Origin of the sequence: Domibacillus indicus (assembly GCF_023715895.1) — a bacterium.
In the GTDB taxonomy this organism is placed as follows: Bacteria; Bacillota; Bacilli; order Bacillales; family Domibacillaceae; genus Domibacillus; species Domibacillus indicus_A.
Genome location: NZ_JAMBOO010000004.1, coordinates 194,734 through 209,565, shown reverse-complemented (window position 1 = coordinate 209,565; position 14,832 = coordinate 194,734). Strand labels below are relative to the sequence as shown.

General features: G+C 46.4%; 11 protein-coding genes. 2 read left to right on the top strand and 9 right to left on the bottom strand.

What is annotated here, in order from left to right; translation table 11 throughout:
* Nucleotides 1-6: 6 nt before the first annotated feature.
* The gene (gene fdhD / locus M3221_RS09910; protein ID WP_251271423.1) at nt 7-798 is read right to left on the bottom strand and encodes a formate dehydrogenase accessory sulfurtransferase FdhD; all 792 of its coding nucleotides are present in this window, start codon (nt 796-798) and stop codon (nt 7-9) included.
* Between the two features lie 120 nt (nt 799-918).
* Here fdhD and M3221_RS09905 point away from each other — a divergent pair, with 120 nt between their 5' ends.
* The gene (locus M3221_RS09905; RefSeq protein WP_251271421.1) at nt 919-1,803 is read left to right on the top strand and encodes an NAD(P)-dependent oxidoreductase; all 885 of its coding nucleotides are present in this window, start codon (nt 919-921) and stop codon (nt 1,801-1,803) included.
* 102 nt (nt 1,804-1,905) lie between these two features.
* Here the strand turns inward: M3221_RS09905 and yidA are convergent, their stop codons facing one another.
* On the bottom strand, nt 1,906-2,715 hold the full coding sequence (gene yidA / locus M3221_RS09900; protein WP_251271419.1) for a sugar-phosphatase: 810 nt from the start codon (nt 2,713-2,715) through the stop codon (nt 1,906-1,908).
* Nucleotides 2,716-2,850: 135 nt separating this feature from the next.
* Nucleotides 2,851-3,828, bottom strand: coding sequence for an aldo/keto reductase (locus M3221_RS09895; RefSeq protein WP_251271418.1), 978 nt, complete (start codon nt 3,826-3,828; stop codon nt 2,851-2,853).
* 189 nt (nt 3,829-4,017) lie between these two features.
* Between M3221_RS09895 and helD the strand changes: the two genes are divergently transcribed.
* A complete protein-coding gene (gene helD / locus M3221_RS09890) occupies nt 4,018-6,345 on the top strand; it encodes an RNA polymerase recycling motor HelD (protein WP_251271416.1) in 2,328 nt (775 codons plus the stop codon).
* A gap of 41 nt (nt 6,346-6,386) precedes the next feature.
* On the opposite strand, the gene M3221_RS09885 is transcribed toward helD, so the two are convergent.
* The 6 genes from M3221_RS09885 to M3221_RS09860 all read right to left on the bottom strand — a co-directional run bounded on the left by M3221_RS09885 (nt 6,387) and on the right by M3221_RS09860 (nt 14,821).
* A complete protein-coding gene (locus M3221_RS09885) occupies nt 6,387-6,800 on the bottom strand; it encodes a VOC family protein (RefSeq protein ID WP_251271414.1) in 414 nt (137 codons plus the stop codon).
* A gap of 129 nt (nt 6,801-6,929) precedes the next feature.
* Entirely contained in the window at nt 6,930-10,043 is a 3,114-nt protein-coding gene (locus tag M3221_RS09880) for a PAS domain S-box protein (protein ID WP_251271413.1), read from the bottom strand.
* A 409-nt stretch (nt 10,044-10,452) separates the two neighbouring features.
* Nucleotides 10,453-10,848 (bottom strand): (deoxy)nucleoside triphosphate pyrophosphohydrolase, encoded by a 396-nt coding sequence (locus tag M3221_RS09875; RefSeq protein WP_251271411.1) that lies wholly within the window; start codon nt 10,846-10,848, stop codon nt 10,453-10,455.
* 258 nt (nt 10,849-11,106) lie between these two features.
* The gene (locus M3221_RS09870) at nt 11,107-12,582 is read right to left on the bottom strand and encodes a sigma-54 interaction domain-containing protein (RefSeq protein WP_251271409.1); all 1,476 of its coding nucleotides are present in this window, start codon (nt 12,580-12,582) and stop codon (nt 11,107-11,109) included.
* Nucleotides 12,583-12,636: 54 nt separating this feature from the next.
* Nucleotides 12,637-13,488, bottom strand: a complete 852-nt coding sequence (locus tag M3221_RS09865) for an aromatic acid exporter family protein (protein ID WP_251271407.1) — start codon at nt 13,486-13,488, stop codon at nt 12,637-12,639.
* A 73-nt stretch (nt 13,489-13,561) separates the two neighbouring features.
* Nucleotides 13,562-14,821, bottom strand: coding sequence for a Glu/Leu/Phe/Val family dehydrogenase (locus M3221_RS09860; protein ID WP_251271405.1), 1,260 nt, complete (start codon nt 14,819-14,821; stop codon nt 13,562-13,564).
* Nucleotides 14,822-14,832: the final 11 nt, after the last annotated feature.

Below are 14,832 nucleotides of genomic sequence, written 5' to 3'. Positions count from 1 at the left end.
CCCTTTTTAACGCAAGATGATTCGTTCAGGCCCGGTATACACGTTCATAGAGCCGCCCCGAATAAAGCCAACCGTGGTAATGCCGAGTTCTTCGGCTGCCTGCAGGGCCAATTCTGTTGGCGCTGATTTTGACAAAACCATTTCACAGCCGATCTTGGCTGCTTTAAGCAAGATCTCCGAGGAAATCCGGCCGCTGAACACAAGAATTTTCCCCCTCGTCGATACGCCATTCCGCAGGCAATATCCATATAATTTATCGAGAGCGTTATGCCGGCCAATATCCATTCGATGCAGCAAAATACCGGATTCATCGCAAAGCGCTGCGTTGTGAACACCGCCTGTTTCTTTAAACACATCCGCATCTTCCTGCATCTGCTTCATCAACGAAAAACAAAGATCCGGTGTTGCTTTCACATGAATATCATGCATTTTTTTCGCGGTAAGCGCGTCGTTGGCAAACACGAATCCCTGCCGGCTCATGCCGCAGCACGATGTGACATACCGCTTGTTTTGGAGCTGTTCAAAAAATGGATTTATACGCGCCAGCTCTACATGAACAAAGCCCGAATCGTCTATTCGCATTTGCTTGATATCCTCATAACGGCGGATAACACCTTCTGACGCTAAATAACCAATAACCATATCTTCTATGTAAGACGGGGTACACACCATGGTAACAAACTCGTTTCCATTTATTTTGACCGTTACCGGCTGCTCGGTCACAATGCGGTCTTCCGTCTGCTCTGCTGTTCCTTTATGAAAACGGAGCACTACCCGTTTCGTTTGGACATCTTTCATTTTGTGCTCCTCCTTTTCTTATCTTTAGCATTTTACCACTTACAGTAAAATCTAAAACAACCGCCCGGCTTTTTTGGTACAATAAAGAAGGAAGCAATTTTTGGAAGGAGTCGATTACATATGAGCAAAACGGTTGGATTTATCGGAACAGGTGTAATGGGAAAAAGCATGGCCGGCCATTTAATGAAGGCAGGCTACCCGGTTGTCGTCTATAACCGGACAAAAGCACGGGCGCAGGAACTGCTCGACGCAGGCGCTGTCTGGAAAGATACACCGGCAGAAGTAGCGCAGGCAGCCGATGTAATCATTACGATTGTCGGCTATCCGAGTGATGTAGAAGCCGTTTATCTCGGAGAGGATGGCATTTTATCAAACGCTAAACCGGGATCGTATGCCATTGATATGACGACTTCAAGCCCCCTTTTAGCTGAGAAACTGTATGAAGAAGGCAAAAAGAAAGACATTCACGTCTTGGATGCACCGGTATCGGGCGGGGATGTGGGCGCCAAAAACGGTACATTAACGATTATGGCCGGCGGGGATCAAGCTGATTTTGACGCAGTAAAACCCGTCCTCGAAGCAATGGGGCAAAACATTATTCTTCAAGGACCGGCCGGTGCAGGCCAGCATACGAAAATGTGCAATCAAATCGCCATTGCGTCGAACATGATGGGTGTCGCAGAAGCGATTGTATATGCGGAAAAAGCAGGACTTGATCCAGAGCAGGTGCTTGGCAGCATCGGAAGCGGAGCCGCTGGCAGCTGGTCACTGGCAAATCTTGCGCCGCGCATGATCAAAGGTGATTTTGAACCTGGCTTTTACATTAAGCATTTTATTAAAGACATGAACATTGCAATCGAATCAGCTGAGGCCATGGGCATGAACACACCAGGCCTTACGCTCGCTAAATCGCTGTACGACAAACTGTCGGAGCAGGGCCACGACGATAAAGGAACGCAGGCTATTTATTTACTGCTGGCGGGCGAACGAAAACCTCTGGTTTAAGCCGGAAACATAACAAATAGGCCGGATTTTCGCTGATGGCCGGAAACTTCTTCTTCCGGCCATCGCAGGTAAAAATCCGGTCTACATTCTTTTTATCCGGCCTTACACAAGCACCAATTCACGAATCGCATGGGCCACTCCATGCTCGTTGTTGGATTTTGTTTGAAAATCAGCCGCTTCTTTTACCATCGGAATCGCATTTTCCATCGCTACGCCGCAGCCTGCAAACTGAATCATCGACAGGTCGTTTCCGTTGTCACCGATTGTCATGACTTCTTCCTGTTTAATGCCCAGCTTCTCAGACAAACGTTTCACCGCATTTCCTTTGCTGACTTCGCGATGTAAAATCTCCAAATAAAACGGTGCACTTTTCACCATCATGTATTTATCATTGATTTCAGCAGGAATCGCCGCAATGGTCCGGTCCAGACGTTCCGGCTCATCAATATACATGACCTTTGGCATGGCAATGTCAGTCGGCACTTCTTCTACCGTTGTATGAAGAAATGGAATTTTCGTAATAAACGCTTCATGTACGGTATACGGGCTGATCAGTTTGTTCGTCGTGTATAAATACTCTGCATCAAAAAAGTGCATCGGCGTATCAAGCGTCAGGCTCAGATCATGCAGTGCGCGGAAATCTTCATAGCCAAGCGACTGCTTAAACACTACTTCATTTGTATGTGTGTTTTGCACGATAGCACCATTATAGGCAATCACATAATCCTCTTCATCTTCAAGACGAAGGTCCTTTAAGTAGCGGCGCACGCCGGCAAGCGGACGGCCTGTGCAAAGAACCACCTTCACACCGCGTTCCCGAGCTTCATCAAGGGCGCTGCGCACTTCATCGGTTACTTCATGGTGGTCGTTTAAAAGCGTGCCATCCATATCAATCGCAATTAATTTGTACATTTCCCATACTCTCCTGTCTATGCAATCTACTTTTTATGATAAACGAGCGGCGGAGCGGCGGCAAATCCATTTCTTTCTTTTTGGAAAAGACCGATCTCTCTTGAAAAAAGCCTGCGCTCTTGGCACAGGTTTTCTTTATGGCAAATTCACGCCGCGTGATGCGACATAAAGGGTATACCATTCATCCCGGCTCATTTCTACATCCACTGCTTTTGCCGAAGCCTGAATTCGTTTCGGGCTCGTTGTGCCGATCACCGGCTGAATCATGGCCGGATGCTTCATCAGCCAGGCAAGTACGATCGCTTCTGTAGTCGTGTTCTTTTCCTCTGCCATTCTCTTTACGAGTGCGGCTGTTTCCTGCACCGTCTCCGGTTTGTCTTCAAGTGGCGCCCCCGAGTACATTCCCTGTGCCAGCGGACCCCAGGCTTGGATTTGGATGTTTTCCATCCGGCAGTATTCAAGTGTGCCTTCTGGAAAAATCGTTTCACAAAATGCCGGCTGATTTACATGCACGCCGGATTCGAGCCACCCGATTTTATGCAGGCTCATTTCCAGCTGGTTCACAACAATGCGGTCACTGATCGCACTTTGCAGCAGCTTAATTTGCCCGGCACTCATATTTGAGACGCCAAAATAACGCACTTTTCCAGACGATTTCAGCTGATGAAACGCTTCTGCTACCTCTTCCGGCTCCATTAGCGCATCCGGCCGGTGCAGAAGCAGTGTGTCCAAGTGCGTCGTACCCAGCCGCGAAAGGATACCATCGACACTGTTTAAAATGTATTCTTTTGAAAAATTGTAGCGTGTCGGCAGCCCAGCTTCTTTATCCGGAAACGTAATTCCTGTTTTAGACTGAATTAAAATGTCGTCGCGCAGTGATGGACGCTCCTTTAAGACACGGCCAAATACTTCCTCCGCTTTTCCATATGCATAGATATCCGCATGATCAAAAAAGTTAATACCGGACTCAAGTGCCGCATCCACTGCTTCATGTGCCTGCTTGACCTGCTCCTCGGTAATAGCATCGCGGCTCCAGCCTCCGCCGAATCCCATACAGCCAAGTACAAGCCGGCTTGCGTTTACTCCGTGCTTTTGAATCGGTAACGTTTTCAAAGAACCATCTCCCTTATTCAGTATGTACACTCTCTCTCATTGAATCATAAAATTGCCCGGAATGCGATCCAGACCGTTTTTTTGGAAATACTATGTTCAAGCCGTGCATACGTTGTTTGAGTAAAGCATGAAAAGGTGATATAGAATAAGTAGAAGGCAAAACTTTGAAAAACGGGATGTGTTTGGAGAATGAACCAGGAAACAGAACAACTGAAAGAACAGCAGCGTGTAAACGAAGTGATTGATCTGATCGACCGAAAGGAAGAAGACATCAAAGAAAAAACAGGCTCTTTGAAAGAAGGTATTATCGGTCTTCGCAAAAACTTTTGGGCAGATGTCACGGTTAATATGGACGAGCCAGATGATGTCATTGAAACACAAGCCGGCATTAAGCAGCAGGCCGAATTGCTTCAGGAAAGAGAAAGAAGCCACAGGCAGCTGTTTAACGAGCTGAAAAAGCTGGATCGGCTGCGCCGTTCCCCTTATTTTGGCCGCATTGATTTCCAGGAATCCGGCGAACCGAAGCCGGAACCTATTTACATTGGCATCGCTTCCTTAATGGATGAAGCACAGGAGAATTTTTTAATTTATGACTGGCGGGCCCCTATTTCAAGCATGTACTACGATTACACAACAGGGTCCGCTGCTTACGATACGATGGAAGGCCGGATTGAAGGAGAGATATCGCTAAAACGGCAGTTTATCATTCAGCAGGGGGAGATTACCGGCCAATTCGATACAAGCTTAACGATCGGCGATCATATTTTGCAGGCGGTTTTGGGCGGAAAATCAAGCGCGCAAATGAAAAATATCGTCGCCACCATTCAAAGGGAGCAAAATCAAATTATCCGCAATCAAAAAAGCCAGACGCTGATCGTGCAGGGAGCAGCCGGCAGTGGAAAAACATCGGCCGCGCTGCAGCGTATTGCTTTTTTGCTGTACGCCAACCGCCGGACATTGCGGGCAGAAAATATGCTTCTATTTTCGCCCAATCCCCTTTTCAATAGTTATGTGTCTACGGTACTGCCTGAACTCGGAGAGGAAAATATTCTCCAGACAACCTATAAAGAATATGTAGAGGACCGGATTGGTAATGCCTTCACCGTTCAAAGCCCGTTTGAACAGCTGGAACAGTTTTTGCTGGAGAGAGCAGAGCAGGAGAATCCTGCTGAAGCAGCATCTGTTCAATTTAAAGCGAGTCTCGATTTTAAAAAGATTATTGATGATTATCTCACTTCTCTGTCGCAGAAAGGCCTCCTTTTTCACGACATTGTCTTTCGAGATAAAGTTCTCATTTCTTCGGAAGAAATAAGAGAGCACTTTTATACATTAGCCACTTCCATTTTGCTGCCGAACCGGTTAGAGCTTGTATCGGAATGGCTGCTGAAAAAGCTTCAAAAACTGGAGCGGCTTGAACAAAACGAAGAATGGGTGCGGGACGAAGTGGAGCTTTTAGATAAAGAAGATTTTTTAAACGCGTACCGGGCGCGCCAGAAAAAACAGGCCAAGGAAGAAGATACCTTTAACGATGTAGACATGGAGTGGCGTATTTTAAGCAAAAGCGTCGTACGCAAACAATTCCAGCCTTTAAGGAACAAGATAAAGCGGCTTGGCTTTGTGGATGAAAGAGCCAATTTCCGGCAGCTGTTCGAGACACGTACGCAGACGGCCCCGCCTATTTGGGCTTCTGTTTGTGCCAAGACACTCGAGACACTGGACCAGCACACCCTTGACTGGGAAGACGCCACCGCTTATTTGTATTTTCAAGACCAACTGAAAGGGAAAAAGTCTTTTTCCCATATCCGCCACGTTTTTATTGATGAAGCACAGGATTATTCACCCTTTCAGCTTGCGTATTTAAAAACACTGTTTCCATACAGCAAAATGACGCTGCTGGGAGATGTAAACCAGTCCATCTTTGTGCAGGCCTTAAATGAATCATCCGTTTTAACAGACACACCGGACAACAAGGAATCGTATGAAAAAATTACACTAACGCGCAGTTACCGATCCACCCGGCCGATCGTCGAATTTACACGGCAATTGATCGAAGGCGGCGAACAAATTGAAGCGTTTAACCGGGAAGGGACAAAACCGACTTTAACATATGCGAATCACGAAGATGACCTTCAGCAAAAGCTATTAACGCGTATTCGCTCAATGCTTGAAGGAGACCATCATCAGACGATCGCTGTGATCTGTAGAACGATGCAGGAGAGCCAGCGTGTACACGCATGGCTGTCGTCTCACATTCCCGCCCAACTACTCGATCAGGAAACGTACACGTTTGAGCAGGGGCTGGTTGTCATTCCTGCTTATTTAGCGAAAGGGATCGAGTTTGATGCGGTTCTTCTTTTTAACATATCTGAAGATGTATACGGACGGGAATGGGAGAGAAACTTGTTTTATACTGCCTGCACCCGCGCCATGCATGAGCTTCACCTGTTTTCGTCAGGAAAAGAAACACCGCTTATGCAGGCCGTCGAGCCCCAAACATATACAATTATCGAAAACTAAAAAACGTGCTCCGGCCATTTTAGGCCAGGGCACGTTTTTTCTTATTGTTCACTATAGCTAATCTGCCAGTCAATGCCGAACGGATCGCGGACCTGCCCATACAGCTTGCTCCAGAACGTTTCCTGAAGCGGCATCGTCACTGTACCACCTACAGCCAGTCCTTCAAAATAAGAACGAAGCTTGTCCATATCCGAGCCAACGAGCGCCAGGCTGATTGCGCTGCCCGGTGCATACGGCGTGCCCGGAAACGTATCGGAAAACATAAGCGTTGTACCCTCTACTTCCAAATTCGCATGCATAATGCGGCTTTTCGCTTCTTCCGGCAGTGGGTGATCTGGATGCGGCGGCGCTTCTCCAAATGTCATTCGCTTTGCTTTTGTGCCGAATACATTTTCATAAAAAGAAAGAACGTCCTCGCAGTTTCCATCAAACACTAAATATGGCTGAACCGCCATTCCAATCACTCCTGTTTCTCATATTCATTCTTCCAGCAATCGGTGGAAGGTACTGCTTCTATACATCATTCTTTTTCCACACAGACGTTCGAAAGTCCTTTATTTACAAGCCACAATTTCTTTTAAACTTTATAACAGTCGGGATGCAAGAGGAAGAAGAATATGAACCGTTGTCCCTTTTCCTTCTTCACTTTCAACCCGCATCATTCCTTTGTGCTCTTCGATAATTTTATAGCTGACCATCAGTCCCAGACCCGTTCCTTTTTCTTTAGTAGAGTAAAAAGGTTCAAACAGATGCTTGATTCTTTCCGGTGAAATTCCTTCTCCCTGGTCTTGAAACTCTATATGGAGATGGGACCTCGTTTTTTTGCAGGTAATGGTCAATGTTCCTTGAGAAGCAGTGGCCTCAATCGCATTTTTTATCACATTAATAAACACCTGCTTCAGCTGATGTTTATCGGATTGAAATAAAGGAAGACCCTCCTCTATCACCGTAACAATCTCCACGTTATGCATAATCGCCTGGGCATTCATTAAATGGATGGTTTGCATAAGGATAAGCTCGATATCATTCTTCTGAAAGTTCAGCGCCTGCGGTTTAGCGAGGGCCAAGAATTCACTAATAATGCCTTCAATCCGCTCAAATTCTGATCTTATAATCGAGAAGTATTCTGGCTCACGCTTGTCCGTTTCTTCCAATAATCGAATAAATCCTTGAATGCACGTGAGTGGATTTCGAATTTCATGAGCCACTCCCGCTGCCAGTTGTCCGGCCATTTCTAATTTGGCTGATTTCAGCAAATATTCTTCTGCCATTTTCTTCTCTGAAATATCTCTAAAAGCAACCACAACTCCCCGAATTTCTCCGTTTTCCAGGATAGGGGAACAGATATAGTCGACAGGGAAGCTGGTACCGTCTTTTCTAAAAAAGAGCTCATCTGTTACATGGCGATTCTTCCCATCAAGGAGTGTTTGATAGGACATACAACATTCAAGATCATATAGATGCTTGAATGTATCTTTTGGTGTTTTGCCTAAAAGTTCTCCCACGTCATAACCAAGCATTTTTGCGCCCGCCGGGTTGATTAAAGTGATTTCCCAGTTTTCATTCATGGCGTAAATGCCGTCCCCTATTGAATCCAATACCAGCTCCATTTGTTGTTTTAACGAAAGAATTTCCTGCTGCGCTTTCTTCTGTTCGGTTATATCCTTTACAATTCCATAAACGCCGACAATTTGACCGTCTACCATAATCGGCATATTCGTTACATGCGCCATTACTTCCTGGCCGTTTTGATGGATACCGACTGTTTCATAAGATTGCGGCGTTCCCTGTAAAGCTCTCTCAAAATATTTTTCCGTTTCATTAAAAGATCGCTCTTTTATAAATTTTTCCCAGCTCATCCCTTTCACCTGCTCAGGCGTGTAGCCTAATACTCTATGAAATGAAAGGTTCGTATTCAGCAGTGCTCCATTCACATCCATACTGTAGACAAGATCTGGATTGCAGTAGAAAAGGGACTGGTAACGCTGCTTGTTTTCCTCCAGCTCTCGTTCTGTCCTCTTCTGCTCGCTAATATCCCGGATGATGGCAGATGCTCCGGTTACCGTTCCACTTTTATCTTTAAGCGGAGATTGTGTCACACTGACCGGAATAATTCTTCCGTCTTTACTTAGCCGCTCCGTCTCAAACTGGTTTACCTTTTTTTCTGAAAAGGTAAGCTCGGTAAGACGAGCGAATGTTTCTTTACAGTGGTTCGGCACATTCAAAATCTCTTTGCCTAGCAGCTCGTCTTCCCACCAGCCGAATAAATCCACATACGCCTCGTTCACATAGGTGATCTGGCCGTGATCGTTCACCGTTACGATCGCATCCGCTGTATTATTTATGAAAGATTCCAGCAGCTCCTTCGTTTCACGCAGCTCTTCATGGGCTTTTTTCAGCTCTGTAATATCATTGCATGTGACAATGACTTCAACGACTTGTCCATCTTTAAAAACTGGATTCAGCATCGCTCTATAGTGAATGTCGTGTATCCCCACTTCATAGGCTGCTTCTTTCCCTTCCCAGCCTATTTGATATATTTTCTCTTTTTTTGCGGCAAGCTCCGCCGGGAAAAAGTCATACAGCGTTTTTCCAATCGCTTCTTCGATCTTTAAACCCATTCGCTTGAGCAGCTGTCCTTCTCCAAATGTATGGATAAACTGCCCATTTTCTTTTTTATATTTAAAAATAAGTCCTGAGTGGTTTTTAAACAGGTGTTCCATTTCTTGATGAGTCGTAATCAGTTCATCTTCCAGTTCTCTCTCTCGGGTAACATCTCGGCCGATCCCGTATACGCCTACAACCTCGCCATTCACCATAATTGGAACATTGGTCAAGCTTACAATTAACTGATTTCCTTTTCTATGTTCAACCCTACATTCATAATGCTGAACGCTGCCTTTCTTTGCCTCATTAAAATGACCCCATACTCTTTCTCTATCTTGAGAGGCAATGAACGGAAGAAAGCTTTTCCCGAGCAGCTCCTCTTTTCTATAGCCGGATAGCGGCTCTGATTCTTGATTAAAATCTAGGAAATGACCTTCTAGTGAAAAAATATAAGCAGAGTCAGGATAGTAATCAAACAACGATTTAAACCGCTGCTCGCTTTCCTGCAGCTGCCGTTCCAGCTTGATCCGCCGGTCCCGCTCAATCGCAAGCCCTGCCAGACTGGCGCAGGTTTCGAGCATTTCGATTTCATGGGCAGCTGGTGTACAAATGTCTGAATGGTAAACCGCAAATGTGCCAACCACCTGGTTCTCTACCAAAATCGGGCTGGACCAGCAGGCTTTGAGCCCGAAATGGAGCGCATCCTCGCGATAATCCTCCCAAAGCGGATCATTCCCAATATCAGATGAAATAACCGTTTCTTTTCGGAAGGCAGCTGTTCCACAAGAGCCTATTTTCGGTCCTGCTTCAATAAGATGAATCGCCTGCTGATACGCCTGGGGAAGAGTTGGTGCATATTCTACAGTGAGCCTGTTTTCTTCATTCACCATTAAAAGAGAACAGTGTGTTTTCCGTTGAAAATGCTCCTCAAGCTTTAATGTCAGTGCTTGTATCGTTGTCTGCAGTGAATCGCCGCTGGCGAGCGTTTTAATCATCCATGTATGTAAATCTATAATAGACGCCATTTCATCTGTCGAGACGTCGTTTGAACAACAGCTTTGATTAACCGGCTTCCCTTTGAATATCTCCATGATGTCCCTCCTGGTTAACATAATGGTCTTTTAAAGAAATAAATCTCTTATGTTCTTTTTCAAAAAAAGGTAGCGCTTACAAACCTCTTTTTATGTTCCATATTAGGATGATTATAACATGATCTAAGGTTGGAAATATGACTATTCAGATAGTTATTAAATGTAATAAATTTACATATACAATTATGAGAGAAACTTAGCTGGAGGGGTTCTATAGGAGGTGGAAATGGAAGAAAAACGGGGAAAGCTGTATAGTTAAACCAATTCGGCAACTTTTCTATTAAACTACTTTTTTCTCTCTTTAATAAAGACTACACAGACCTTGCCACAAATGTAGCATGGTCTGTGCTTTCTTCGTCGTAGAGTTCCTTTACTTTACTCAGCATAGCGATCTCTCGCTTTAGCAGAATTAATATCCGTTCATAAGTTGAGTAATCGTAGGAATGTCAGCAGGTGCCCATTCTAATTCATTCAATCGATCACGTGAGACCCACCGCAATTCTGCATGTTCTTCGGCTTTAGGAATTCCGCTTAAAATACAAGAGCGATAGGTTAATAAATTCACGATCACTGCCTCATATTCATGCATGACTTCTTCAATTTTCTCTCCTACTTCAATCTCGCAAGCTAACTCTTCTTGAATTTCACGCTTTAAGCTTTCTTCAGGTGTTTCACCTGCTTCAATTTTCCCTCCTGGAAACTCCCATAAGTTCGGTAGCGTCATTTCTGGAGAACGTAATGCACATAAAATTTCGTTTTTTTCATTTTCAATGACCGCTCCTACTACACGGACTGTTTTTTTCATTTTAATTGGCTCCCTTACTATTAACGTTTTCGGTTTACAAGGAAATATTACCTTTCAATAAGAATACACCTAAGTACTGTTAGGCCGGATTTTTTTATTCTGGTCCAGAATGGCGTTTGTTTAAGCCGGAAAAATTATAATCCGGCCTTGAACAGATATTTTCCGGCCCAAAAGTTATTTTTCCGGCTCAGGAGAGCCATTTTCCGGTCGAAAAATAAAAAAACAGCTCCCCGCCTCAGCAGGAAACTGGCTCTTTTGTTAAAGTCCATATTCTTTCATTTTATTGTAAAGCGTGCCTCTGGAAATGCCGAGCAGGGTGGCGGCTGCGGATTTGTTGCCGTATGTTTTTTGCAGTGCCTGCTCAATGGCGGCCGCCTCATCTGTTTTAGCGGGGCGGGCCATATCCTCCGGCAGGTGCTTTTTGGTGAGTACCGGCCCGTCGCCAAGCAGGACGCAGCGTTCGATGACATTGCGGAGCTCGCGTACGTTGCCAGGCCATTCATGCTCAGTGAGCATAAGCGCCGCATCCGGACTGATCGTATCCATTGGTTTGTTGTATTTGGCGCTGAATTCTTTTAAGAAGGTTTCTACGAGCGGTAAAATATCTTCTTTCCGGTTTCGAAGCGGCGGAATGTCAATGGTGATCGCCATTGTTTGATCGAGTACGATCGGGCTGCTGGAGGCGGTAATAAGCCGGACGTGCTCTGTTGAAGCAAACAGCCGGTCCCGAAGCGGTGCTGGCAGCTTGTCGATATCTCCAATAAACAGTGTGCCGCCCCACGCTTGATTCAGCTTGCCCGTCTGGCTGTCGTTTCCGTAGCCGAACAGCTCCATTTCAAGCAATGATTCCGGTACCACGCTGCAGTTCATCGCAACAAACGGCTCGGCTGCTTTGGAGCCGCTGAAATGAATCGCCTGGGCCATCATTTCTTTCCCGGAGCCCGGTTCGCCCGTTAAGTGAACCGGCATGTTGGCGTGCGCTGCTTTTCGCGCAGCTTCCAGAGAAGCCGCAAGCTTCGGATCACTGCCCGTAATAGAGGAAAAAGGATCTTTCGCCTGTATATGCATGGGCAGCGCTGAATCGAGCTCGTCATTCAGCTTCATCATATTGGTAATATCGTGCTCGGTCGCAATGCCGCCAGCTATATTCCCATCTACCACAACCGGAGAAGCGTTAATGAGCACGTGGTTGGTCTCATTCGGACGGTGATATTCCCCCCGGACGATCTGGCCATGCTGAAGAACACTGTTAAGTACAACCGACTCGGCCTGGAAATGGTCACCGATTTTTTGCCCGATAATTTTTTCCCGGGAAATGCCGTACGTTTCTTCAGCCGTTGTATTCCAGAAAAGAACGGTTCCTTCTCTGTCAACTGCCGTCACGGAATCATTAATCGTTTCGGCCAGTGTATGAAAATACCCGGTTAAAAGGCGGATCCGCATAGCCGGGGTGACGATCTGGTCAATGCCGTTGTCCCGTACGTAAAGAACAGGCCGGCGCCAATCCCAATCGCCTTCTCCTTCGGCCTGAACCGCTGATGATGGAAGCCAGCCGCTTTTCTCCAGCCATTCACCAATGGTGCCCTCTCCTGAAAGCAGGCCCGCTTCGTGCTGTTCGATTGTATAATAATTCTCGCCTTTTTGAATGACGATACAATGGCAGTTTGACAGCTGCTGCCCTGCATCGGCCGCTGCTGTGTCCGGATGAACCGTCTGAAAGGTGATGCGTTCCATAAAAAAACCCTTTCTTCCTTTTTATTTAACTTACCATAAAAGGAAGGGTCCTTTCTACCGGGGGTGCTGGCCCATAAACTGATTCATCTCCCAAATAGCAAGAAGAAGGCGGGCAGGCTGAGGGGGTTTCCCGTCTTTTATTTCGCTGCCATAGCTGAATGATTCGATCCAATCTGCCAGTTCTTCGTTCGATTCATGAAGCGGAACGACGTCCAGAAAGCGGCGCAGCGCAGCCAGCTTCTGCTCAGCCTGATCAAAATAAGCACAGAAGCTGTCATCTGAACGGCCAAAATGGTTTTCCTGCTCCCGTGCTGCCAATTTCTGCGCTTCTTTGATTAAATGGGCCGTATGGAAAAGATCCGCCTCTTTCCAGCAAGGATTTCCGTCCCGCAGTGACAGAACAACGTCAATGAGCAGATGTTTAAAGCGTGCTTCAATTGTTTCTTTTTGAAGGGCGAGCTGGCGTTCAAGCCCCGGCATATACAAATTCACCAGCAGCGCCGCGCTAATACCAATCACCACGAGGCCGATTTCATTTAACACAACCGCTGCTGTCATATGGCCAAATGCGTAAATATGCAGGAGAATGACCGTACTCGTCACAATGCCTTCATTGATTTTCAGCATAACCGTCAATGGAATAAAAACCAGCAGCAGGGCGCCGATCACAGGCGGATGGTAGCCAAATCCTTCGAAAAAAACAAACGAAAACGGGATCGACAGCATGCAGGCAAAAAAGCGGTCACGGGCGCTTTGAAGCGACTTCTGACGTGAATGCTGTACACATAAGATTGTAATGATTGCGGACGATACATAAAACTCAAGCTGAAGAAACCCTGCGGCGGCAATCGCTGCTGACACAGCCACAGCTGTTTTCACTGTGCGAAAGCCTATTTTAAAAGACACCCCGTATCCCTTCCTTTCTCCTTTATCTATCTTTTTCAGTAGAAAAAAGGAGCACCCAAAGGGCGCTCCTTTATTAAACCCATCCACGGTACGTGCAAGCTTCAACCATTTTCTTCAGCCCCGCCATGTAAGCGGCAAGGCGCATATCTGTTTCGTGCTGCTGGGCTGTGTTATACACATTTGTAAAAGCAGCTGTTAAGATCGCTTCAAGCTTTTCATCTACTTCCTGTTCTGTCCAGTAGTAGCCTTGATTGTTCTGCACCCATTCAAAATAAGAGACAATCACGCCGCCGGCGCTTGCCAGTACATCCGGCACAAGAAGGATACCTCGTTCGGTGAGGATTTTCGTTCCTTCCAGCGTCGTCGGACCATTGGCCGCTTCCACTACCACTTTTGCTTGAATGTGAGGCGCATTGGCTGCTGTCAGCTGATTCGAAATGGCTGCCGGCACAAGAATATCACATGGTTTTTGCAGCATCTCTTCATTTGTAATGCAGTTTTCTACTAAATTTGAAACCGTTCCGAATGAGTCGCGGCGGTCAAGCAAATACGGAATATCGAGTCCATCAGGGTCATAAAGAGCACCGTATGCATCAGATACACCGACGATAATCGCGCCTTCTTTATAAAGAAACTGGGCCAGATAACTGCCCGCATTTCCGAAGCCTTGAATGATCACCCGTGCTCCCTGCACAGAAAAACCAGCGAGACGAGCAGCTTCTTTCATGACGATGGTCACACCTTTAGCCGTTGAGGAATCCCGTCCAAGTGAACCGCCGAGTACAAGCGGTTTACCGGTAATAAACCCTGGTGAATCAAATTCGCGAATGTGGCTGTATTCATCCATCATCCAGGCCATGATTTGTGCATTGGTATATACATCCGGTGCCGGAATATCCTTTGTCGGTCCGACAATTTGGCTGATCGCCCGGACATACCCCCGGCTGAGGCGTTCGAGTTCACCCATCGACATAGCCCGCGGATCACATTGAATGCCGCCTTTACCACCTCCATACGGCAGGTTGGCCAAGCCGCATTTCATACTCATCCAGATCGACAACGCCTTCACTTCTTCTACGGTTACGTCCGGATGAAAACGAATGCCGCCTTTTGTTGGGCCAACCGCATCATTGTGCTGGGCGCGCCAGCCGGTGAAAACAGTCGTAGTACCGTCATCCATTCGAACCGGAATTCGGACCGTCAGTAAGCGCTGCGGTTCTTTTAACAATTCGTAGACGTCTTTTCCGTAGGACATTTTACTCAGTGCCTGCTCCATCACAAGTTGTGTACGTTCAAGTACATTAAGCTGCTCTGTTTTTGCTGCCGCGATCATTGGATTCATCC

What these genes read in the sequence shown, in the direction of transcription:
- fdhD (WP_251271423.1), bottom strand. Translation starts at nt 798, where the DNA reads ATGAAAGATGTCCAAACGAAACGGGTAGTGCTCCGTTTTCATAAAGGA.
- M3221_RS09905 (WP_251271421.1), top strand. Translation starts at nt 919, where the DNA reads ATGAGCAAAACGGTTGGATTTATCGGAACAGGTGTAATGGGAAAAAGC.
- yidA (WP_251271419.1), bottom strand. Translation starts at nt 2,715, where the DNA reads ATGTACAAATTAATTGCGATTGATATGGATGGCACGCTTTTAAACGAC.
- helD (WP_251271416.1), top strand. Translation starts at nt 4,018, where the DNA reads ATGAACCAGGAAACAGAACAACTGAAAGAACAGCAGCGTGTAAACGAA.
- M3221_RS09885 (WP_251271414.1), bottom strand. Translation starts at nt 6,800, where the DNA reads ATGGCGGTTCAGCCATATTTAGTGTTTGATGGAAACTGCGAGGACGTT.
- M3221_RS09880 (WP_251271413.1), bottom strand. Translation starts at nt 10,043, where the DNA reads ATGGAGATATTCAAAGGGAAGCCGGTTAATCAAAGCTGTTGTTCAAAC.
- M3221_RS09875 (WP_251271411.1), bottom strand. Translation starts at nt 10,848, where the DNA reads ATGAAAAAAACAGTCCGTGTAGTAGGAGCGGTCATTGAAAATGAAAAA.
- M3221_RS09870 (WP_251271409.1), bottom strand. Translation starts at nt 12,582, where the DNA reads ATGGAACGCATCACCTTTCAGACGGTTCATCCGGACACAGCAGCGGCC.
- M3221_RS09860 (WP_251271405.1), bottom strand. Translation starts at nt 14,821, where the DNA reads ATGATCGCGGCAGCAAAAACAGAGCAGCTTAATGTACTTGAACGTACA.